Source organism: Mesorhizobium tianshanense, from assembly GCF_007830515.1.
GTDB classification, from domain to species: domain Bacteria; phylum Pseudomonadota; class Alphaproteobacteria; order Rhizobiales; family Rhizobiaceae; genus Mesorhizobium; species Mesorhizobium tianshanense.
Genome location: NZ_VLKT01000018.1, coordinates 73855 through 96204 on the forward strand (window position 1 = coordinate 73855; position 22350 = coordinate 96204).

A 22350-nucleotide genomic window follows, 5' to 3' on the forward strand; every position below is an offset into this window, starting at 1 on the left:
TCAACGCAATGCAGGTCGACGTCGTTCAAGCGCTACCGGCGCCCTTGCCAAAACGCCGAAGCGACCAGAAAGCTCCGGCCGCGCTTTAAAATCGCGATCCGTCAAGCGGCTTCGCGGTAGTATTTGGCGGTGGGCAGGATGGTCAGCGGCGCGAGTTCACCGGCACTGGGCACCTCGAACAGCATGCGCTGCTCCATCGGCGTCGACCGGAAGAACGGAAAACGGGAGAAAGACCGTTCGCGGATGGCGCTGACGTTGGCGCGATAGAGCACGACCTTGTAATTAAGGCCCGGATAATCGCGCAACTCGCCAATCTGCTCGGAACAGTAAATGCGACGGTAGAAGCCTGCATGTTCCGGGCGGATGGTGGAGAGGCAGTAGGGCGCGTCGAAGTAGAAGCATGCCATGCCAGCGAGGCGCAGCGTCAGATAAGGAATCTGCGGATAGACCCGCGACCAGTCCGGATCGGCGGCGAAGCGGCTGGGGTCGGCAAAATGCGCACCAGATGCCAGCATGGGGCGCAATATGTCGCCATAGACTGTCGTGGAAGGCGACTGCGGCGTAGCGCTGCAGGCATGGTGAATGCGCAGCGTGCTGACCAGAACGCCGTCGATATAAATTCCGAACTTGGAGCAATTGGCCGCTTCGTCGAGCTCGTCATGCACACTATGGTCGGGATTCTCCGAGACCATATCGCTCAAGCGATAAGATTTGTAGCGCAACCTGTAAATGTCTTCGAGGTCTTCGCCCTTGTCGCAGCGACGATATTCCGTCCGTTCGAGCATTGCCGAGACATTCCTGGCAAAGCTGGACATGGTATCGGACGCGTCAATCCCGCCCGCGCTCGCCGCCTGGCGAGGCGAAGTCAACTCAACACCCATGAAACTCAATCCCCGTAAACTGCCGCCGCGATCGACACTACGGCAGGGTCGTGAGATGTAAAGATGAAAATAAGATAGAGGTTATTTACCAGGTGTTAAGGTTAATAATCGGTAAACTTATACTAAAATGCGAGACATTTTCGCGGAAATCAGCGACGCCCCGCCTTCCCGACCGTCTTGATGTCCTTGGCGAAAGGCCAAACTGTGCTCGACATGGTCTCGATGCCGGACGCGCTGAGCGCTGAGCCGAACAGAAACCCCTGAACCAGGTCCGGCTTGACCTGCAAGGCCAGGATCTTGAGTTGTTCGAAGGTCTCGACGCCCTCGACGGTCACCGAGAGCCCCAGCGGCCGAGACAGATTGACGATGCCCTTGAGCAGCTCGAGCGAGCGGCTGCTTTGGGTGACGTCCATCAGGAACGAACGATCGATCTTGATCTTGTCGAGCGGCAGTTTGTGAAGATAGCTCAAGCTCGAATAGCCGGTGCCGAAATCGTCGAGCGCGATGCGCACGCCAAGCCGCTTCAATTCCTCGATATACTGACGCGTCAGCGACTTGTCGTCGAGCAGCGCCGTCTCGGTGACCTCGATCTCCAGGCGGCCGGCGGCGAGACCGGAACTGGCGAGAGCATCGCTAACCTTTTGGACGACGTCGCGATTGCGGAAGTCCTTGGCCGAGAGATTGACCGAGACACTGGTCTGTACGGGCCATTTGGCGCATTCAGTGCACGCCGCATGCAGGACAAAGGTGCTGATCTCGGAAATGATACCCATTTCTTCAGCCAGCGGAATGAAGATGCCGGGCGAAATCGGCCCGAGATCGGGGTGATCCCACCGGCAAAGCGCCTCGCAACTAGCGATGCGCATCGTGCTCATCGACACGATCGGCTGGTAGACCACCCGCAACCCCTTGCTTTCCACAGCGGTGCGCAGATCCGCCTTCATCAGCTGGCGGTTGCGGAAAGCGGCGTCCATCGATGCCTCGAACAGCCGCCACGTGTTCTTGCCGAGTTCCTTGGCCTTATAGAGCGCGAGATCCGCCTTGACGATCATGGCATCGACATCGGTATCCTTGACCCGCGACAGCACGGCGCCACCGCTGGCCTGGATGCGCAATCCGTGGCCGGCGACGTCGACCTCGCCCTGCAGATCGACGAAAATCTCGTCGAGCTGGCCCATCAGATGGCTTTCGTCCTCGACGCGGTCGAAGAAGATCATGAACTCGTCGCCGCCGAAACGGCTGACGGTGATGCCTGGGCCAGCGACCGCCGCCAGCCGCTCCGCGACGGCGTAGATCAACCCGTCGCCAACCGGATGGCCAAGCGTGTCGTTGACGCTCTTGAAATCATCGAGGTCGAGCACGGCGAGCCCGCAAAGACGCTCGAGATCGCCAGAGGCCATGGCCTCTCCGATCAGCTCGTGGAAATAGGCCCGATTGGGCAGGCCGGTGAGGCTGTCGTAACGCGCCATGAAGCGGATCTTGTCTTCCGCCTCGACGCGGGCCGTCACATCCTCGAACGTAACGACGCCCAGTTCCTGGCTGCCTTCACGCGCCGAAAACTCATAGTGCTGGCCATTGGCGAGCGAGACGAGGACCTTGCGGTCGCGGCCCTCGCGCAAAGCACGCGTAAGCTGGGCTTCGATATAGCGGCAGTCCTTCGGCGCCAGCATGCCGCCGGCAACGCCACGCATCAGCAGACCGTGGATCGACCGCCCGAGCAGCGCGTCGGCCGACTTGAGCGACATCAAATGCGCGGCTTCGGCATTGGCCACCGCTACCCGGCCGTCGGGGCCGAGCATGACGAGGCCATGCGACATGGTGTTCAGCGCCCGGTTGAAGCGCTGGGCGATGCGGTTCGCCTTCTTTTCCTCGGACAATGCGGTGAAGAGCACCTCCCTGACCAGATCGGCGAAGCGTTTGATCGCGAACAGGAAGGGAGCCGACATCAGGCCGAGTATCACATGGTAGACATCACCACGCAGGATGAAGCCCAGCGAGATCGGCCACGTCATCGTCATGATGAAGATCACGACCATCCTCGGGGAGCCGTAATTGCGACCGGCGATCGAAGTGGCGGACGCCAGCGTAACGCAGACAGCGGCTATTTCGGCATAGTTGTCATGCGCCAGATAGATGCCGGCGAAACAGAAGGCGCCCAGCATGAAACCATGCATGGAGCCGTAGAGAATATAATCATTTTCGCGGCGGCGGGCCTCCGCCCAATTTCTGGGTGATGGGGCGTTGCGATATTTCCTGATGTTGCGCAGGCGAAGGAAGGCGACGGTCAGCAGTCCGACGGCCACCGCAATGTAGGTCGGATCCCTGGTCTTCCAGTAGACCAGCATGACCAGCAGGGTTTGGGCAAAGAATCCAATCGAAAGCGTCAGGCCGTCGCGAAACAACGTTTCCACGAACGGGATATAGACGTCGACCGGAATCTCGTTTTTTCTTTTTAGACTCACGCCTGAATCCCAACCCTGGGGAGCCAAGCTGTGTCACATTCGCCTTAAGAAAGGTTTAGAGAGGCCGTTTCGGGCCTCACCGTCAAGCCGGTTGACGCAAGGGAACTCTTCTTCAGGTAAACAAGGCATATCGATCACTCAGCGGCCTGGAGATCCGGCCGCACCGGCGTCTTTGCCAGGCGATCGAGCAGCCTCTGGCGTTCGCCGTCGGCCTTTTCGGCACTGGCCTGCCTGACATGGCCATAGCCGCGAATGAGCGCCGGCACCGAGGCAAGCGCTGCCGCGGCCTCGACCCTACCCGGCGCCAGCGCACCGGCGACAAGCTCCAGATCGGCTTCGTACTGCGCAAGAAGCCGCCGTTCCATACGCCTTTCGGCGTTGTAGCCGAACACATCGAAGACCGTCCCGCGCAAGCCCTTCATCGCCGCCAGCAGGCGGAACCCCTCCATCATCCAAGGACCGAAGCTCGATTTCCTCGGCTTGCCGTCCCTGCCGCGCCTGCCCATGATCGGCGGCGCGAGATGGAATTCGAGTTTGTCGTAGCTCTGAAACTGCTTCCCCAGTTCGGCGGCGAAGGAGCCGTCGGTGTAGAGCCTTGCCACCTCGTATTCGTCCTTGATCGCCATCAGCTTGAAGAGGTTCCTCGCGGCAACCTCGGTCACATCAGTCGAACCGGGCACCGCCCTGGCTTCGGCCTTGCGCAGCGCGGCCAGTCTGTCGGCATAGCGCTTGCCATAGGCGGCGTTCTGATAGGCGGTGAGGAAAGCGACGCGGCGGGCGATGATATCGTCCAGCGTTTCGGCGACAGCGGCAGTCTGTGCAACCTTGCCCGGCTGGGCGACGAGGCCGCGCACGAACTCCGGCTGGTGAGCGGCGCGGCGGCCCCAGCGGAACGCGGCGACGTTCATTGCCACGGCCTGGCCGTTGAGCTCGATCGCCCTTTCCACCGCCTCGGCCGACAGCGGCAAGCCGCCATGCTGGAAGGCGAAGCCGAGCATGAACATGTTGGCGCCGAGCGAACTGCCAAACAGCGCGGTGGCGGTGCGGGTGGCGTCGAAGAAATGCGCCTTGTCGTCGCCGGCGGCGGTGCGGATCGCCTTTTTCAGCCGCTCGACAGGCAGCGAGAAGTCCGCCGAACGGGTAAACTCGCCGGGCATGATCTCGGCGGTGTTGGCGAGGAAGATCGTGTGGCCTTCGCGCACCGCGGCAAGCACCTTTTGGGCGCCAGAAACGACGAGGTCGCAGCCAAGCACGAGGTCGGCCTTGCCGGCCGAAACGCGGATGGCATGGATATCGTCCGGGCTGCGGGAGATGCGGACATGGGTGAACACCGAGCCGCCCTTCTGGGCAAGGCCGGCCATGTCGATCATGCCGCAGCCCTTGTCTTCGAGGTGGGCGGCCATGCCGAGCACCGCGCCGATGGTGACGACGCCGGTGCCGCCGACACCGTCGATGATCGCCGCCCAGCCTTGCTCGCCAAGCGGGAATTCGGCGGGCGCGGGCACGCCGTCGAGCGGATCGGTCGTGCCGGCAATACCCTCGACCTTCCTGATCTTGGCGCCATGCACGGTGACGAAGGACGGGCAGAAGCCGTTGATGCAGGAGAAATCCTTGTTGCAGCTCGACTGGTCGATCCTGCGCTTGCGGCCGAATTCGGTCTCGACCGGCTGAATCGACACACAGTTGGACTGTACCCCGCAATCGCCGCAACCTTCGCAGACCAGTTCGTTGATGAAAACGCGCTTGTCGGGATCGGGTAAGGTGCCGCGCTTGCGGCGGCGACGCTTTTCGGCGGCGCAGGTCTGGTCGTAAAGCAGCACGGATACACCCTTAACCGCGCGTAATTCGCGTTGGACGAGGTCGAGGTCGTCGCGGTGATGAATGGTGGCGCCGGCGGGGAATTCGACCTTGGCGGCATATTTGCGCGGTTCGTCGGTGACGATGGCTATACGCTCGACGCCCTCGGCCCGCACCTGCCTGGCGATCATGTCCACGGTCAGGCCACCCTCGTGCGGCTGGCCGCCGGTCATGGCGACGGCGTCGTTGTACAGTATCTTGTAGGTGATGTTGGCGTCGGTCGACAGCGCGAAGCGGATCGCCAGCGCCCCGGAGTGGTTGTAGGTGCCGTCGCCGAGATTCTGGAAGATGTGGTCGCGCTTCGAGAACGGCGCCTGGCCGACCCATTGCGCACCCTCACCGCCCATGGCGGTGAAGCCAACGGTGTTGCGATCCATCCATAGCGCCATGAAATGGCAGCCGATGCCGGCGGCGGCGAGCGAACCGTCCGGCACCTTGGTCGAGGAATTGTGCGGGCAGCCGGAGCAGAAGAAGGGCGTGCGCGAGGCGATGTCCGACGTGTCGGCGAGCATCGCCTGGAACTGGCGCAGTTTCGCCACCCGCGCGGCAATCTCGTCCGACGGACCGATCGTTCGCAAGATCCTCTCGCCGAGCGCGACGGCAATGTCGTTGGGATCGAGCGCGCCCTTGGCCAGGAACAGCCCGTCGCCGCGCTCGTCCTTCTTGCCGACGATGACCGGCTGCGTGGCGGTGCCGTAAAGGTTCTCGCGCAGCTGCACCTCGATCAGCGAGCGTTTCTCCTCGACGACGACGATGGTGTCGAGGCCGCGCGCGAAGTCGGCGATGTGCTGCAGGTCGAGCGGCCACGGGCAGCCGACCTTGAACAGCCTGATGCCGATGCGGTTGGCGGCGGCCTCGTCGACGCCGATGTCTTCCAGTGCCTGGCGAACATCGAGATAGCTCTTGCCGATGGTGACGATGCCAAGCTTCGGGCTGCTGCCACCGGAATAGACGATCCGGTTCAGCCCGTTGGCATGGATAAAGGCCGAAGCGGCGGCGCGCTTGTATTCATGCAGCCGCTCCTCCTGACCGAGCATGTCGATCTCGTTGCGGATGTTGAGGCCGCCGGGCGGCATGTCGAAGTCCGGGACGACGATATCAAGCCGTTCGAGCGCGGCATCGACCGAAGCCGTCGATTCGATGTTGTCCTTGACGCATTTGATCGCCGCCCAGGTGCCGGCGAAACGCGACATGGCAAAGCCGTAGAGCCCGTAGTCGATGATCTCCTGGACACCGGCCGGATTGAGGATCGGGATCATGGTGTCGACGAACAGGAATTCGGTGGCGTGCGCGTTGGTCGAGGATTCGGCCATGTGGTCGTCGCCCATCAGGGCGAGCACGCCGCCATGTCTGGACGAGCCGGCGAGATTGGCATGGCGAAACACGTCGCCGGAGCGATCGACGCCCGGCCCCTTGCCGTACCAGACCGAAAAGACGCCGTCATGCGTGCCTTCACCCAGCAATTCGGCCTGCTGCGACCCCCAGCAGGCGGTGGCCGCGAGTTCCTCGTTGAGGCCGGGCTGGAAGACGATGTCCGACTGGGCGAGTTGCTTCCTGGCCTTCCAAAGCTGCATGTCGAGGCCGCCGAGCGGCGAGCCGCGATAGCCGGAGACGAAGCCGGCGGTGTTCAGGCCAGCCCGGCGGTCGCGCTCGCGCTGCATCAAAAGCATGCGGATGATCGCCTGCGCGCCGGAAAGGAAAATGCGCTCCTTTCCCAAGTCGAACTTGTCGTCGAGCGCGACATCATGCAGCGTCATCAGGCATTTCCTCTGCGGAGGCCGCAACTTCACGCGCAGCCAACGTCGGAGTCGGATGCTGCAGTGTTTCTCCCCTTGCCGGGCAGGTCAAACAAAATCGAAGGCTCCAGGCGAAGCGCAACAAACGATCCGCCCCGCGTCCGATGGCGTAAGAAACCGCACATGGGCTGCTCCGTCAGCGCATGAAAATTCAGTCCGCAGCCGATACTGGCGCTAGTGCGTCAGTAGCATTCGAACAGTCGGGCTTGTGCGCGCCCGGCAATTTGCCGTCCGGATGACCGACAAGGTCGGGATTGGGTGTATAAAGCTGATCGATGACCAGCGGCCGATCGGGCAGGACCGATTGGTCCTGCGTCGACATCAGCGTGGTGTCGATCGTCTGGAGAACCGCACCCTCGGCATCCTTGATGCTGATCGCAATCGCATAGGGCTTGTCCTTGACGATGCAGAAAAGCGCCGGGCTCTCCAGCGACACCTTGCCGAGCTTCGGCCAAATTTTCTGTTCAACGACCAGCGGCTCGCCGCCGGCCGGATCCTGGAAGCTGGCGACCGCGACCTGTCCTTCCTGCATCGGCCGCAAGGGTCTCAGCGTGACGACATAGGTCGCCCTTGCGAGTCGGTAGTTGAAGACGAACAGCTTGCCGGAGATTTCGAACAATCCGCCTTCGCCGTCCGTGCCGGTATCACGGCAGGCGCCAAGCGTTGCCGCTGCCACGAGCGCGACAACGATCAAGCGTAAGGATTTCCTAGACATTGGTGGTTCCTCTGGCGGCCGCTCGACGGCGGCGATAATGGCGGCTTGCCTTCTGGCGGTTGCCGCACACCGCCATGTCGCACCAAAGGCGGCTGGAATTGCGGCTTCTGTCGAGGAACAGCCAAGTGCAATTGGGGCAGATCCTCAGCCTTGCGAACGCGTCGCCCTGCAGCAGAGACAGTGCGGAAACCGCCAGTGCCGCCTCGAAGGCGATGGGCGTCGCCGGATCGCCGAACGGCCGTCCCGACGCACCGATCTCGGTGTGGCTGTGCGCGAGACCCTCGGCACAGGCCTTCAGAAACGGGGGCAGATCGCCTGTGGCGACCGCGCCTTTCGCCACCGCGCCGCGAAACAGCCGGTCGGTCGCCTCACGGATCGCCAGCACGACCGGCGCGATTTTATCCGGCAACGGCGCTTCGAGCCGCCTGCCGCCAAGCTCGGCGGCGCGAAAGTCGCTTGCCGCATCGGCGAAACGGGCAATCTCCGCCGGGCTGTCGAAACGGTCGAAGGTTTTTTGGGGATCGCCACGCAGCACGACGGTGTTCGCCGTGTCGAGCGCAAGAAGGCCGCCGGTGAAACGGTGCGGGGTCCAGGAAACCGTCATGAGCGCTATTTCTAACCGATAACTGGTATTTGACAAGTTAGATTGCTCGATGCAAATCTGCTGCGCATGGACGCGGTTTTCCGCGATCCAAGGAAATTCGCATGCTCTATTTCTTCCAGCAGGTCCTGAACGGGCTGCATTCCGGCGCGCTCTATGCGCTGCTCGCCTTCGGGTATGTGCTGACCAACGGCATTCTGCACCGGACGAACCTCGCCTATGGCGCGCTGTTCGCCTTTTGCGGACAGACGATGATCCTCACCGCAGCTTTCGGCTATCAGGCCCTGTGGCTGACCCTGTTCGCGGCCGTCGCGCTCGGCATCGTCGCGGCGTTCGTGTATGCGGCGCTGATCAGCCATGTCCTGTCGCGCAGCATTTTCGAGCCGCTGGCCGATCGCACGCCCAACGCCATCGTGGTGACGACGCTGGGCATATTGCTGCTCCTGTCGGAGGCAAGCCGAATCGCCGCCGACACCCACGACCTGTGGCTGCCGCCGATGCTGGCCGAGCCCGTCGTCTTCGCGCAGGACGCCCGTTTCAAGGTGACGCTGACGCTCATCCAGTTGCTCGACTGCGCGGTCGTCGCGGCAACCATCGCGCTCGCCGCCTGGGCACTCGCCCGCTCGAGCTTCGGCCGGCGCTGGCGCGCCGTGTCTGACGACCCCAAAGCCGCGGCCGTGTGCGGCGTCGACGTGCGCGCTGTGTTTCGGCACGCAGTGCTCGCCGGCGGCCTTTGCGCAGCGCTGGCCGGTGTGCTTGCCGGCCTTTACTATGGCAACATCAGCTTCGGCTCCGGCCTGGTCTACGGATTGAAAATCCTGTTCGTGACAGCGGTGGGCGGCTATCTCTCGCCGTTGCGGGCGGCGCTTGGTGCCGCAGCCTTCGGCATGGCCGAATCGCTGTGGGCCGGCTATTTCCCGGTCGAGTGGCGCGACGCCTGGATGTACCTGTTCCTCGTCGCCATGCTGGTGCTGGTCGGCGCCGGCCGCGACCAGGGCAAGATTGCCTGAGCCGCACCAGACCTGGATAGACTTTGGTTGCATGACGTGGGGTCAACCGCCGTTTTCGTCTCTTCCTCACCTCACAACGACGTTGACGGCTCTCTCGCGTGTTGACCCGCCGGGCCACGCACGGCATACGGTTGGGCCACAGCGAGGCGACGGAGAACAAGCGGGAATCGGCGCGCCTCTGACGTAAGGGAGGAATGCATGGCAGGGCTTCTCGCTCTATCCAGAACCATTGACCGCATGAACGAATTCATCGGCAAATGGGTGTCGTGGCTGATCCTGCTGGCAGTCTTGGTCAGCGCCGCCAATGCGGTCATCCGCAAGACGTTCGACATGTCGTCGAACGCCTGGCTGGAACTGCAGTGGTATTTGTTCGGCGCCGCCTTCATGCTGGCCGCTGCGTACACGCTGAAGCAGAACGACCATATCCGCATCGACATCGTCTACGGGATGTTCTCGCGCCGCGTGCAGCACTGGATCGACCTTTTCGGCCATGTCTTCTTCCTGATGCCGTTCGTGACGCTGATGGTGATCTATTTCGTCCCCTACGTGTCGCTGTCGTTTCGCATCGGCGAAATGTCGAACAATTCCGGCGGGCTGATCATCTGGCCAGCAAAGGCGATCCTGCTGACCGGCTTTTTCCTGCTGGCGCTCCAGGGCATCTCGGAGATCATCAAGAAGATCGCCATCATGCGCGGCGACATGGACGATCCCACTCCGTTCATATCGGTTCATGAGCAGGCCGAGCTCGAAGCGAAGGCGCTCGCCGACGAGGTGCGCTCGTGATCGAGTTCATCGCCCAGAACATGGCGCCGATCATGTTCGCTTCGCTGGTCATCTTCCTGCTGATCGGCTACCCGGTCGCCTTCTCGCTCGCCGCCAACGGCCTGGTGTTCTTCTTCATCGGCGTCGTGCTGTCACCCTATTCGGGCGGATCGATCAATCTCGCCTGGCCACTTCTCTATGCGCTTCCGGAAAATTTCTACGGAAGCAGGGTGATGTCGAACGACACGCTGCTGGCAATCCCGTTCTTCACCTTCATGGGCATCGTGCTGGAACGGTCGGGCATGGCCGAAGACCTGCTCGACACGATCGGCCAGCTGTTCGGGCCGATCCGCGGCGGCCTCGCCTATGCCGTGATCTTCGTCGGCGCGCTGCTTGCCGCAACCACCGGCGTCGTGGCGGCTTCCGTTATCGCCATGGGGCTGATCTCGCTGCCGATCATGCTGCGCTACGGCTATGACCGGCGCATGGCATCCGGTGTTATCGCGGCATCTGGCACGCTCGCCCAGATCATTCCACCATCGCTGGTGCTGATCATTCTCGCCGACCAGCTCGGCCGCTCCGTCGGCGACATGTATGCGGGTGCGCTGATCCCCGGCCTGGTTCTGACCACTCTTTACACAATGTACATCGTGATCATGTCGATCGTCCGGCCGAAGTCGATGCCAGCCCTTCCGCTGGAGGCCCGCACGCTCGGCCACGGCGTGCTGTCGCTGCTGGCGGCGGTGCTGGCGGCAGTTGTGGCCTCCTACGCGGCGTATCGCTATCTCGCGCCATCGCATGGCGGGAATGCCGATATCCTTGGCGCCACCATCGGCGTGATCTTCATCTATGTCGTGGCGATCGCCGACCAGCGCCTGAACATCAACATGATGTCGCGACTGGCACAGCAGGTGGTCATCGTGCTGATCCCGCCGCTGGCGCTGATCTTCCTGGTGCTGGGCACCATCTTCCTCGGCATCGCCACCCCGACCGAAGGCGGCGCCATGGGCGCGGTCGGCGCGCTGATCATGGCGGCCGTGAAAGGGCGACTGTCGCTCGACGTGGTCAAGCAGGCACTGGCCTCGACGACGCGGCTGTCGTCCTTCGTGCTGTTCATCCTGATCGGCGCGCGCGTCTTCTCGCTGACGTTCTACGGTGTCAATGGACAGGTCTGGGTCGAGCACCTCCTGACTTCGCTGCCGGGCGGCGAAGTAGGCTTCCTGATCGGCGTAAACATCCTGGTGTTCTTCCTGGCCTTCTTCCTCGATTTCTTCGAGCTCGCCTTCATCATCGTGCCGCTGCTGGCGCCGGCCGCCGACAAGCTCGGCATCGACCTGATCTGGTTCGGCGTGCTGCTCGGCGTCAACATGCAGACCAGCTTCATGCATCCGCCCTTCGGCTTCGCGTTGTTCTACCTGCGCTCGGTCGCCGCCCGCGTGCCCTATCTCGACCGCCTCACCGGCAAGCAGATCGCGCCGGTAACCACGGGGCAGATCTATTGGGGCGCAGTGCCGTTCGTCTGTATCCAGGTCATCATGATCGGCCTGACCATCGCCTTCCCGCAGATGGTGACGCACTACAAGGGCACGGCGGTCGACCCGGGCACGATCGACTACAAGGTGCCGGAAACGCAGGGCCTTGGCCTGTCGCCCCTCGCGACACCGCCGGGAGATGGCACGGCACCTGCGGCTCCAGGCAACCAGGACCTGTCGCAGCCGCCGAATTTCGGCGAAACGCCGCCTGCCGAGCCAGCAGCGCCAGCACCCGATCTGTCCCAACCACCGAGTTTCGATTGACGTTGGAGGCTCAACAGACATGAAAGCGGTGCGACTGGAAGGAGTGGGCAGCATCGTTCTGCGCGAGGTGGACAAACCGTCTGCCGGACCTGACGACCTCCTGGTGCGGATCGAGGCGTGCGGCGTCTGCGGCACCGACCGGCATCTTTTCCATGGCGAATTTCCCTGCACGCCACCGGTGACGCTCGGACATGAATTCTCCGGGATCGTCGAGGCGACCGGAACCGCTGTGTCTGGCTTTTCTGTCGGCGATCGCGTCACCGGCGATCCCAACATCGCCTGCGGGCGCTGTCCGCAATGCCATGCCGGTCGCATCAATCTCTGCCATAATCTGATTGCCATCGGCATCCGTCGCGACGGCGGCTTCGCCGAATATGTCGTGCTGCCTCAGAAGCAGGCCTTCCCCCTTCCGAAAGACCTGAAGCCGACGCATGGCGCGTTCTGCGAGCCGCTTGGCTGCTGCCTGCATGGCTTGGATCTGGCGCAGATCAAGCCCGGCTCCTCGGTCGCCGTGCTTGGCGGCGGCGTGATCGGCCTGCTCACCGTGCAACTGGCAAGGCTTGCCGGCGCGACAACAATCATCCTGTCGACGCGCCAGGCCTCGCGGCGCGCGCTCGCCGAAGAATTGGGCGCGACGGCGACGGTCGATCCCAGCGCTTACGATATCATCGATGCAATTGTCGGTCCGTCGGCTCTGCTGCCGGGCGGTGTCGATGTGGTGTTCGAATGTGCTGGCGTAAGAGAGACGGTCGAGCAATCGATGCGGCTCGCCAAGGCCGGCGGCACGATCATCGTCGTCGGCGTGACACCTCAAGGCATGAAGGCGGAATTCGAACCTTTCGATCTGTTGTTCCGGGAATTGAAGGTTCTGGGCTCTTCCTCAATCCGTTTACGCATCGCCGGGCCGCCGATCTCGTCGCCTCGGGTGCGATCGAGATCGACAAGCTCATTTCACGGCAGGTCACGCTTGAAGACGCGGCCACAGTGATCGCCAATCCGCCTGCGCCAGGTGAAGTCAAGGTGCTGGTGGTGCCGAACTGATCAGCAGATTGAAGCTTCACGGCGCCACGCGCAAAGAACGCGTGGCGCAGTAACTGTTGTCAGAGCTTGCCGTTGCGCTGCTGGACCATCATGAAGGTGTCGTAATTGTACTCGGCCACTTGCGCCCAGAGATAGTGCTCCTTGCGGAAGGCCTTGATCGAGTCCCAGATCTTCTTGAACGGCGCGTTCGAGGCTTCCATCTCTGCATAGACCTCGTTCGCCTTCTCGAAACAGGCGGCCATGATCTCCTGGCTGAACGGGCGCAATTTGGCGCCCGCGGCCACCAGCCGCCTCAGCGCCGCCGGATTCAGATAGTCGTATTTCTGCAGCATGTTGGCGTCGGTGGCCTGCGCGGCGGTGTGCAGCAGCGCCTTGTAGGCAGGCGGAAGTTCCTCGTATTTCGCCTTGTTGAACATCAAATGGACGGTCGGCCCGCCTTCCCACCAGCCGGGATAGTAATAGTTGGGCGCGACCTTGTAGAAGCCGAGCTTCTCGTCGTCATAGGGACCGACCCATTCGGCGGCGTCGATGGTGCCTTTTTCCAGCGCCGGATAGACGTCGCCGCCGGCGATCTGCTGCGGCACGACGCCGAGCCTTTCCACCACTTTGCCGGCAAAGCCGCCGATGCGCATCTTGAGGCCCGAGAGATCGGCGACGGTGTTGATCTCCTTGCGGAACCAGCCACCCATCTGCACGCCGGTATTGCCGCCCGGCAAGCCAAAAAGACCCTGCGTGGCGAGAAACTCGTTGAACAGGTCAATGCCGCCGCCGTGGTAATGCCAGGCATTGATGCCGCGCGCGTTGAGCGAGAACGGGACCGCGGCACCCAATGCCCATGTGGGATCCTTGCCCCAATAATAATATGCCACCGTATGGCAGGCCTCGACGGTGCCGGCGGTGGTGGCGTCCGCGGCCTGCAGGCCGGGCACCAGTTCACCGGCAGCGAAGACCTGGACCTGGAAGTTGCCGTCGGTTGCATCCGAAAGCATCTTGGAAAAGACCTCGGCGCCGCCATAGATCGTGTCGAGCGATTTCGGGAAGGACGACGCCAGGCGCCATGTCACTTTCGGATTGGATTGGGCAATAGCCGGCGCGGCAAGCGTTGCGGCAGCCGCCGCGGCGCCCACACCGGTCACGCCGGCCTTGCGGATGAATGATCGACGATCCATGAAGTCCTCCCTATTGGATCAACAGACCGACGTTCGGGAATCCTCGCTGCCCCGGCCGGCTCGGGGGGAACAATACACAGGCAAGAAGTCGAGTCCAGCACGGCAGCCGGATCAAGCGCGCGTCATGCAACTATAGTCTAATGCGGATTTCGTGGCCCACACGACACGCTGAAACTTGTCATGGAAAGTTGTCTTCGGATCGCCTATTTTGTAAGCAGAATAATTCCTTAACACCAATGGAACCCGTATCCAAAATGCAGCAGCCGCTCGTCGCCATATCGACCGACGTCCGCCAGTTCGACAACTACATTTGGCATGCCGCTCCGCAGCAATATCTGGAGGCGGCACTCTCGGGCGCCGGCGTGTTCCCGGTGCTGGTGCCGTCCTTCGGCGACCGGCTCGATTTCGACGAACTGCTTTCCTCCGTCGATGGCGTCATGGTCACCGGCTCGAAGTCCAATGTGCATCCCTCGCTCTACGGCGGCGACGCCAGCGAGGCCAACGGTCCCTACGACCCGGCACGCGACGCCACCACGCTGCCGCTGATCCGCAAAGCGGTGGAGCGCGGCGTGCCGCTGCTCGCCATCTGCCGCGGCATCCAGGAGATGAACGTGGCGCTGGGCGGCACGCTGGCCGCGGAAATCCAGGAGCGCGAGGGGGCGCTGGACCATCGCGCGCCGGCAAGCGACAATCAGGACGAACGCTTCGCTATCCGCCAGACCATTTCGATCAAGCCCGGAAGCTGCCTCGCCGGCGTGTTCGGGGCGGGCGAGATCATGGTCAACTCGGTGCATCGCCAGGCTATCGACCGGCTCGGCTCGAAGCTGCAAATAGAGGCGGTCGCCGCCGACGGCACGGTCGAGGCTGTCTCAGTACGGGACGCCCGCGCCTTCGCCGTGGGCGTTCAATGGCATCCCGAATACTGGGTCAAGTCGGACAGCGTCTCGGCAAGGATATTCCACGCCTTCGGCGATGCGGCGCGCCTGCACGCAGCCGCGAAATCCAGCGCGCGAGCCGCCGCTGAGTAAGAGGCACCGCCGCTCAGCTCCGCGCCTTGATCTTTTCCGTCTCCGGCACCGGCGTCAGCGCCTTTCCCTGCGAAAACCAGGAAACCAGATTGTCGACACACAGATCGGCCATGGCGCGGCGGGTATGCTCCGAAGCCGAGCCGACATGCGGCAAAAGCGAGGTGTTGGGGGCGGCAAGCAGCGCCGGCGGCACGTTCGGCTCGTTGGCGAAAACGTCGAGCCCGGCAGCGGCGATGGTGCCGTTGGCGAGTGCTGCGGCAAGTGCCGCCTCGTCCACCGTGCTGCCGCGGCCGATGTTGACGAAGACGCCATTGGTGCCCAAGGCTGACAGGATCTCGGCATTGACAGCCTTTTCGGTCGAGGCGCCGCCGGGCGCCACCGAGATCAGCGTATCGACCGCCTCGGCAAGGCCTTTCAGTGTCCGGTGATAGTCGTAGGACAGGCCTTCGACCCGGCGCCGGTTGTGATACGCGATCGGCAGGCCGAAGGCCTCCAGCCGCCGGGCAATGGCGAGACCGATGCGGCCCATGCCGAAAATGCCAATGCTGCGGCCGCGCAAGGTCAGCCGGCTTAGCGGATAATTGCCGTTGCGCGCCCAACTGCCGTCGCGCAGCCAGGTCTCGGCGCGCGGCAATTCGCGGATGGTGTTGATCAAAAGCCCGATCGCCGTGTCGGCGACCTCCTCGGTCAGCACGTCGGGCGTGTTGGTGACCATGACGCCGCGCTGTGCCGCGTGGCGGGCATCGACCGAATCGTAGCCGACGCCGAAATTGGCGATGATCTCAAGGTTCGGCAGCGCATCGATGAGCGCTGCGCCGACACCTCCGAAGGCGGCAATGCCGCGCACCGTCCGGCGCAGCTCGTCGGTGACCTGCGACGCATCAGGCCGTTCGATCCACACGCGGCGGAAAGTCCGGTCGATGCGGCTGACCGCATGATCGTTGAACTGGCCCGCCACCAGAATGGCGACCGCTTGCTGCTGTTCGGCTTTTGTCATGCTCGTTCCACCGGCTTGCCGGTCGACTGGCGCACATGCAGTTCCGGCTTGATAAGTTCCTGCGACGGTCGCACCATCTGGCCGTTGAGCTTGTCGAGCAGTGCGCTGGCGGCCCGGCGGCCGACCTCGCGCTGGCCATTCCAGACGGTGGTCAGCGCCGGCGTCGCGATCGCCGCCTCCTCGAGATCGTCATAGCCGGTGACGGAGATGTCAATGCCCGGCACCAGGCCGGCGCGCGCAATGCCGTTCATCAGGCCGATGGCGACGAGGTCGTTCCAGCAGCAGGCCGCGGTCGGCTTGTCCTTCAGCGCCAGGAACTGCCCGGCGGCTTCGAAACCGGCCTGCTTGGTGCGCGGGCCGGCAATGCGCCAGGACGGCCTGACCTCCAGCCCGGCCGTCTCCATGGCATTGACATAGCCCTGGTAGCGGTCGCGGCCGGTCGAGGTCTGGTCGGTGCCGCCGATCATGGCAATGCGCTTGTGGCCGAGCGAGATCAGGTGGTTCGTGGCGAGCCCGGTGCCATAGGCGTCGTCGCCGCGAAAAACGGGGACGTCAGCCCCTTCGACCGTGCGCGCGATCAGTACCGCCGGCAGGCCGTTTTCCTCCGCCATGATGATGTCTTCGGGCGGCGTGCCGATGGCCGGCGACATGATGACGCCGTCGGCGCCGAGCTGCAAAAGCGTGTCGATGAAGGTGCGTTGCTTTTCGAGCTGGTCGTAATGGTTCGACAGGATGAAGGTCTGCCGGCTGCGGTCGAGCTCGCTTTCGATCGAACGCAATATCTCGGCGAAGAAGGGATTCATGATGTCGTGGACGACGACGCCGACGATGCCTGAGCGCGAGGTGCGCAGGCTGGCGGCGCGGCGGTTGTAGATATAGCCGATGGCGCGGGCATGTTCCTTGATGCGGTCGCGAGTGGTTCCGGCGACCAGCGGGCTGTCGCGCAGGGCCAGCGAGACCGTGGCCGTGGACACGCCGAGCGCATCCGCGATCGTCGAAAGCTTGATCTTCTGTGCCAGCGCCTTGCGCTCCCCCGACGATCTAGAGCTGATCCATGATCTTTTCCGAAAACCGGATTCCACTTTTCGGGATCATGATCTAAACAGTTTAAACGCGGCCTTATGCCACCCTTCCGGGACAAATCAAAGTTTTTTTGCCACCGCTTCCATCTCGACATCGAGGGCCGCGCGGTTGCGCACGCGAAGCCGGTGCTCGCGATGGACGATATAAAGGCCGCTGGCAACGATGACGGCCGCGCCGACGAGCGTCCAGCGGTCGGGAAACTGGTTGAAGACCAGCCACCCGGCAGTGATCATCCAGATCATCTGCGAGTAGGGATAGGGAGCCAGCGCCGTGGTGGTCGCAAGCCGATAGGCCTGCACCAGGAGCCAGTGGCCGATGGAGCCGAAGACGCCAAGCATCAGCAGGATGAACCACTGCCAGCCATCCTGCGGCAGGGAAAGTGAAAACGGCAGCATGGGCAGGAGCAGCACGGCCGGCGCGAGCGCCGAAAAGAGGATAAGGCTCTCGGAGGTTTCGGTCGCCGACATGCGCCGCGTCATGATGACGTAGAGACAATTCAACAGCATCGAGCCGAGCGCGAAAAGGTGGCCGACGCCAAAGGCGCCGACCCCCGGCCGGGTGATGATGAGGACGCCGACGAAGCCGCTCAGGATCGCCAGCCAGCGCCGCCAGCCCGCCCATTCACCGAGCAAAGGGCCGGCGAGTGCCGTGATCACCATCGGCGCGAAGAAATAGATCGAAGTGGTTTCGGCCAGTTGCAAGGTCCGCAGCGCCATGACGTTGCAAATGGTCGATCCGAACAGGAAGGCGCCGCGCAGGATATGCGACGGCAGGTTGTTGGCGCGAAAGCGCGATGGCGCGCGCCAGCCGCGCAGAAAAATACCGACGAGCAGAACATGGACGGCGAATCTAGCCCAGGCGACGATCAGCGCCGAGACGCCGGCCAGGACAAGATATTTGCTGCTGGTGTCGAGGAAGGTGAAAAACACATAGACGGCAAGCATGCAAAGGATCGCCGCCGGAGGCGTCGCGCTTTCGTCTTGTCTTGGGGGAGCATTCAATTTCAGGCCGGATGGGAAGCAGGACAGAGCCCTACTTTTGAGGCAATTGTCCCCTGCCGGCAAGCCAAAAGAGGCTGACACAACAGAGCTGACGACATGCACTAGGGATGCATGCGGGCGCCCTTGGTGATCTTGTCGACAAGCTTCTTCTCGGCGCGCAGCGCGATGCCGACGACCTTGGCGTCATCGGGTGCGAATTCGGCAAAGACGGAGCGGTTCGCCGCGTCGTGGCCGGTCGAAAACATTTCGTCGACGTAAAGCGAGATTGTTACACCGCGCTCCAGCGCCCGCTGGTGGATCGCACTGAGCGTCGGGCGGTCGGCCGAAAGCACAATGACCGGCTGGATCGAGAGCGGATTGTAGATGTTGCCGGCACGGTCGCGATAGGGTTCGCCGATGATGTCGGCATACTGTGCTACGATGCCACTGGTCAGGAAGGCGGTGACATTGAGCTTTTGCCAGACGGGAAGGTCGTCCTGCAGCACGATTGCAAATTTCGTGTCAAACATGAGACATTTACCATTCGAGGTTTGTGAATGAAGCGATGTCACACGATCTAGATGGCGAGGCCTTCCAGGGTCTTGGACGTTTGTGCGCTGACGTGGCCGAAAACTGCGTCGTCTCGGCTCCCGATTCCGCCGGCATGGAGCGTATCGAGGCACGGTTCCGCGGCAGCGCCTTCGATCTCCATCGCCACGACACCTACGCCATCGGCGTGACGCTGCATGGCGTGCAGAGTTTCCGTTATCGCGGCGCGAGGCATCACAGTCTGCCCGGTCAGATCATCGTGCTCCATCCCGACGAATTGCATGACGGGGGCGCCGGCACCGAAGACGGCTTGCGTTACAGGATGCTCTATCTGGAACCGTCGCTTGTGCTCGACTGCCTCGGCACCGTCGGCGCATCGCTGCCCTTCGTCAGGGACGCCGTGGTGACGGACCCCGTCTTTCGCACGAGGCTGCTTTCGGCACTGGGGCCACTGGACCAGAAGCTGGACGATCTCTTTGTCACCGACTTCATTGCGCAACTGATGCAAAGCCTGGTGCGGCACGCGAGCCTGCCGGCGAGACCGATCCCAAGGACAGCATGGCGGGCAGCCAGCCTAGCGCGCGACTATCTCCAAGAAAATGTTTTCCGTATCGTCCGTTCCGAGGAGTTGGAGGCGATCACTGGGCTGGATCGCTACGCCCTATCGCGGCATTTCCGTGCCGCCTTCTCCACCAGCCCGCATCGCTTTCTCTTGATGCGCCGGCTTCAACGGGCACGCCGGATGATCGAAGCGAGCGAGCCAATGGCGCAGATAGCGATAACGGCCGGCTTCAGCGACCAAAGCCATTTTATCAGGCACTTCAAGAAGGCGTTCGGTGTCACGCCGGGCCGCTGGTTGGCATTGGTCCATGGGTCGTCAGAAACTGCCGCCTGATGGCGTCAGCCGCAGGTCATTCGTCGGCGTCGATCTCATCATCGATGAGAACCATCTCCCCGTTCGACAGGTTCGCCTCGACGCGGGCGAGCAGCTTGAACAGCGCCTTCTGGTCCTTTTTGTCGAGACCCTTCAGCGCCTGCTTCTCAGTTTTCTTCACCGACTTCTCGATGGCGTGAATGATGTCGCGGCCAGTGTCGGTGAGGAAGATATGGGCCTGGCGGGCATCGGCCGCCGAGGCGCGCTTTTCCAGGAAGCCCTGCGCCTGCAGCCGGTTGATGGTCTTGGTGATGGTCGGCGGGCGAACACCGAGGCGGCCGGCAAGATTGCCGGGGGTCTGGCCGTCCTCACGATCGAGCGCCAGCATGATCTGGTCCTGGCCGGCGTAGAATCCGTGCGCCAGAAGCCGCGCCGCGAGTGCCGTACGTGCCAGCCGCGCCGCCGAATGCAGCCGGCTCATTGTCGCAGTCTTGTCCGCCTTGGCCATGGTCATCCCTCTTCGGCCGAACCGGTACGGACAGCATAGAGGCCGTCGCCCGGTTGGCAATCGACGATCAAAAAGATTCCGGCTTTGCAAAACAGCTTTGCCGGCAAGCAATGCAATGTCCGCCGTGGTGAATGCCAGATGTTTATTTCAGTTAGATGACAAAAGACTTTTCAGTGCAGGTGGAACCTTCCGCAGGAGCGCCGCACGCACGAAACGAGACTCAATCGGCCTTCACCGCGACGATCATCAGGGCCTGGTAGGCGTCCGCCACCTCGCGCAGCGCCGCCTGCGACAATGGCCCGGCGCGCCTCGCAATACCGTCCCTGGCGTTCAGCGTATCCCGCCTGCCGGACCGGTCGGCGTAGGGTGCGACAGTGGTGAATATCTGCTCGCTGAGGCTGTCGGGGAAAAACAGCTGGCCGGTCATCACGGAATTGTCATCGGGGAAGACCTTGAAGTGGATGTGGGTGGTGCGGCCGCGATACCAGCCGGGATAGATGGTGGCGAAGGAGACGATGCCGGTGTCATCCGTCTTCTGCCAGCCGCGCAGAAAACTCTCGCCGGAGGTGTCAACGTCCTGGCCGTCGCCTTGTCCCGGATAGCCCGAATAATGCCCTTGCGCGTCGCAATGCCAGATGTCGACGCGCGCGCCGGCAAGCGGCCGGCAGGCCGCGTCAACCACCTGCAGCCGCACATTGAGGGCAATGCCCGCTCTGCCTTCGGTAACATCGGCACGTTCGAGCTTCGGATCGAAATAGAACGGCCCCTCGGTCACTTCCGGCGTGATGGCGCAGACACCGGCGCCATCGTCGAACAGGGCAAGCCCCGCATAGGGCGAAGCCTGCTGGGCCAGCGCGATGCCCGGCAGAAAGACGCCGCCGCCTGCGGTTACGGCGATGAAGTTGAGCGCCTGACGTCGGCTCAACGGCAAGGAGGACGGTTTGTCGGACATCCGGCGCCTCTTCTGGTTCTTTCGAGCAAGCTGCCTTGTTCTTATCTAGGCGGTGAGACCAGCCAGCGCCAATGAAAGTTCGGCAATGCCGGCGACCTGTAGGCGACCTGTTTTGGCCCATCGGGTTTGCCGCGTGCAAAAGCACGGCGCACATCCTATATGGAGCCAACAATCCATTTCGAGGCCAAACATGAGCAATGCCACAAGCGACGCACTGACGCAGATTCCCGTAACCGTTCTCACCGGCTATCTCGGCGCCGGCAAGACGACGCTGCTCAACCGCATCCTTTCGGAAAACCATGGCAAGCGCTATGCCGTCATCGTCAATGAATTCGGCGAGATCGGCATCGACAACGAGCTGATCGTGGAATCCGACGAGGAAATCTACGAAATGAACAATGGTTGCGTCTGCTGCACGGTGCGCGGCGACCTGATCCGCGTCGTCGAGGGCCTGATGCGCCGGCCGGGCCGCTTCGACGCCATCGTGGTCGAGACGACCGGCCTGGCCGATCCAGTGCCGGTGGCGCAGACCTTCTTCATGGACGACGACGTGCGCTCCAAGACCAAGCTCGACGCGGTGGTGGCGCTGGTCGACGCCAAGCACCTGCCGTTGCGGCTGAAGGATTCCCGCGAAGCCGAGGACCAGATCGCATTCGCCGATGTCATCGTGCTCAACAAGACCGATCTCGTTACGCCGCAGGAACTGAACAAGGTCGAGGCGACGGTTCGCGCGATCAACCCGGCGGCCAGGATCCATCGCACCACACGCGCCGGCCTGGCGCTATCCGAGGTGCTGGACCGCGGCGCCTTCGATCTTTCCCGGGCGCTGGAGAACGATCCGCATTTCCTCGAGGCGCATGACGACCATGATCATCATGACCACGACCATCATGACCATGACGGCCATCATCACCATGATCACGATGGGCATGACCACCATCATCACGCACACCCTTCCGATATTCATGACGTGACGGTGCAGTCGGTGTCGTTGCGCGGTGGCGAGATGGACCCGAAAAAGTTCTTCCCGTGGATCGAGAAGATCACCCAGATGGAAGGCCCGAACATCCTGCGGCTGAAGGGCATCATCGCCTTCAAGGGCGATGCCGACCGCTACGTCATCCAGGGCGTGCACATGATCATCGAGGGCGACCACCAGCGTGCCTGGAAGGACGGCGAGAAGCACGAGAGCCGGCTGGTCTTCATCGGCCGCGAGCTCGACGCCGAGCGGCTGAAGAAGAGCTTCGACGCCTGCCAGGCAGCTTGATTTCCAAACCTTATAACGTTAG

General features: G+C 62.7%; 18 protein-coding genes and 1 pseudogene. 7 read left to right on the forward strand and 12 right to left on the reverse strand.

Annotation, left to right across the window (positions count from 1 at the left end):
- Nucleotides 1-101: 101 nt before the first annotated feature.
- From IQ26_RS15985 to IQ26_RS16005, 5 genes are all read right to left on the reverse strand, one after another.
- A complete protein-coding gene (locus IQ26_RS15985; RefSeq protein ID WP_145718862.1) occupies nucleotides 102-881 on the reverse strand; it encodes an N-acyl amino acid synthase FeeM domain-containing protein in 780 nt (259 codons plus the stop codon).
- A 149-nt stretch (nucleotides 882-1030) separates the two neighbouring features.
- Nucleotides 1031-3343 carry a putative bifunctional diguanylate cyclase/phosphodiesterase gene (locus tag IQ26_RS15990; RefSeq protein ID WP_145718864.1) on the reverse strand — a complete coding sequence of 771 codons (2313 nt, stop codon included), beginning with the start codon at nucleotides 3341-3343 and terminating at the stop codon, nucleotides 1031-1033.
- A 134-nt stretch (nucleotides 3344-3477) separates the two neighbouring features.
- Entirely contained in the window at nucleotides 3478-6957 is a 3480-nt protein-coding gene (locus tag IQ26_RS15995) for an indolepyruvate ferredoxin oxidoreductase family protein (RefSeq protein WP_145718866.1), read from the reverse strand.
- 190 nt (nucleotides 6958-7147) lie between these two features.
- Complete coding sequence (locus IQ26_RS16000) at nucleotides 7148-7711, reverse strand: hypothetical protein (protein WP_145718868.1); 564 nt, start codon at nucleotides 7709-7711, stop codon at nucleotides 7148-7150.
- Nucleotides 7704-8315 (reverse strand): CGNR zinc finger domain-containing protein, encoded by a 612-nt coding sequence (locus tag IQ26_RS16005; protein ID WP_145718870.1) that lies wholly within the window; start codon nucleotides 8313-8315, stop codon nucleotides 7704-7706. The genes IQ26_RS16000 and IQ26_RS16005 overlap by 8 nt, the downstream gene beginning before the upstream one ends.
- A gap of 101 nt (nucleotides 8316-8416) precedes the next feature.
- Between IQ26_RS16005 and IQ26_RS16010 the strand changes: the two genes are divergently transcribed.
- The 4 genes and pseudogenes from IQ26_RS16010 (at nucleotide 8417) to IQ26_RS16025 (ending at nucleotide 12921) form a co-directional block, all read left to right on the forward strand.
- Nucleotides 8417-9322: a branched-chain amino acid ABC transporter permease gene (locus IQ26_RS16010; protein WP_145718872.1), complete on the forward strand. Its 906-nt coding sequence runs from the start codon at nucleotides 8417-8419 to the stop codon at nucleotides 9320-9322.
- A 198-nt stretch (nucleotides 9323-9520) separates the two neighbouring features.
- A complete protein-coding gene (locus IQ26_RS16015) occupies nucleotides 9521-10105 on the forward strand; it encodes a TRAP transporter small permease subunit (RefSeq protein ID WP_145718874.1) in 585 nt (194 codons plus the stop codon).
- Nucleotides 10102-11880 (forward strand): TRAP transporter large permease, encoded by a 1779-nt coding sequence (locus tag IQ26_RS16020; protein ID WP_208760168.1) that lies wholly within the window; start codon nucleotides 10102-10104, stop codon nucleotides 11878-11880. The genes IQ26_RS16015 and IQ26_RS16020 overlap by 4 nt, the downstream gene beginning before the upstream one ends.
- Before the next feature lie 19 nt (nucleotides 11881-11899).
- Nucleotides 11900-12921, forward strand: a pseudogene (locus tag IQ26_RS16025) (zinc-dependent alcohol dehydrogenase family protein).
- A gap of 59 nt (nucleotides 12922-12980) precedes the next feature.
- Here the strand turns inward: IQ26_RS16025 and IQ26_RS16030 are convergent.
- Nucleotides 12981-14090, reverse strand: a complete 1110-nt coding sequence (locus tag IQ26_RS16030; RefSeq protein ID WP_145718876.1) for a TRAP transporter substrate-binding protein — start codon at nucleotides 14088-14090, stop codon at nucleotides 12981-12983.
- A gap of 254 nt (nucleotides 14091-14344) precedes the next feature.
- Between IQ26_RS16030 and IQ26_RS16035 the strand changes: the two genes are divergently transcribed.
- Nucleotides 14345-15118, forward strand: coding sequence for a gamma-glutamyl-gamma-aminobutyrate hydrolase family protein (locus IQ26_RS16035; RefSeq protein ID WP_145718878.1), 774 nt, complete (start codon nucleotides 14345-14347; stop codon nucleotides 15116-15118).
- 13 nt (nucleotides 15119-15131) lie between these two features.
- Here the strand turns inward: IQ26_RS16035 and IQ26_RS16040 are convergent, their stop codons facing one another.
- The 4 genes from IQ26_RS16040 to IQ26_RS16055 all read right to left on the reverse strand — a co-directional run bounded on the left by IQ26_RS16040 (nucleotide 15132) and on the right by IQ26_RS16055 (nucleotide 18708).
- Nucleotides 15132-16115: a 2-hydroxyacid dehydrogenase gene (locus IQ26_RS16040; protein ID WP_145718880.1), complete on the reverse strand. Its 984-nt coding sequence runs from the start codon at nucleotides 16113-16115 to the stop codon at nucleotides 15132-15134.
- The gene (locus IQ26_RS16045; protein WP_145718979.1) at nucleotides 16112-17134 is read right to left on the reverse strand and encodes a LacI family DNA-binding transcriptional regulator; all 1023 of its coding nucleotides are present in this window, start codon (nucleotides 17132-17134) and stop codon (nucleotides 16112-16114) included. The genes IQ26_RS16040 and IQ26_RS16045 overlap by 4 nt, the downstream gene beginning before the upstream one ends.
- 123 nt (nucleotides 17135-17257) lie before the next feature.
- A complete protein-coding gene (locus IQ26_RS16050) occupies nucleotides 17258-18142 on the reverse strand; it encodes a DMT family transporter (RefSeq protein ID WP_162457965.1) in 885 nt (294 codons plus the stop codon).
- Between the two features lie 158 nt (nucleotides 18143-18300).
- Entirely contained in the window at nucleotides 18301-18708 is a 408-nt protein-coding gene (locus tag IQ26_RS16055) for a DUF2000 family protein (protein ID WP_145718883.1), read from the reverse strand.
- Between the two features lie 35 nt (nucleotides 18709-18743).
- Between IQ26_RS16055 and IQ26_RS16060 the strand changes: the two genes are divergently transcribed.
- On the forward strand, nucleotides 18744-19622 hold the full coding sequence (locus IQ26_RS16060; protein ID WP_145718885.1) for an AraC family transcriptional regulator: 879 nt from the start codon (nucleotides 18744-18746) through the stop codon (nucleotides 19620-19622).
- Between the two features lie 16 nt (nucleotides 19623-19638).
- Here the strand turns inward: IQ26_RS16060 and IQ26_RS16065 are convergent, their stop codons facing one another.
- A complete protein-coding gene (locus IQ26_RS16065; RefSeq protein WP_145718887.1) occupies nucleotides 19639-20109 on the reverse strand; it encodes a MarR family winged helix-turn-helix transcriptional regulator in 471 nt (156 codons plus the stop codon).
- 220 nt (nucleotides 20110-20329) lie between these two features.
- Nucleotides 20330-21061, reverse strand: a complete 732-nt coding sequence (locus tag IQ26_RS16070; protein WP_145718889.1) for an intradiol ring-cleavage dioxygenase — start codon at nucleotides 21059-21061, stop codon at nucleotides 20330-20332.
- 190 nt (nucleotides 21062-21251) lie between these two features.
- Here IQ26_RS16070 and IQ26_RS16075 point away from each other — a divergent pair, with 190 nt between their 5' ends.
- Nucleotides 21252-22328 carry a CobW family GTP-binding protein gene (locus IQ26_RS16075; protein WP_145718891.1) on the forward strand — a complete coding sequence of 359 codons (1077 nt, stop codon included), beginning with the start codon at nucleotides 21252-21254 and terminating at the stop codon, nucleotides 22326-22328.
- Nucleotides 22329-22350 lie beyond the last annotated feature (22 nt).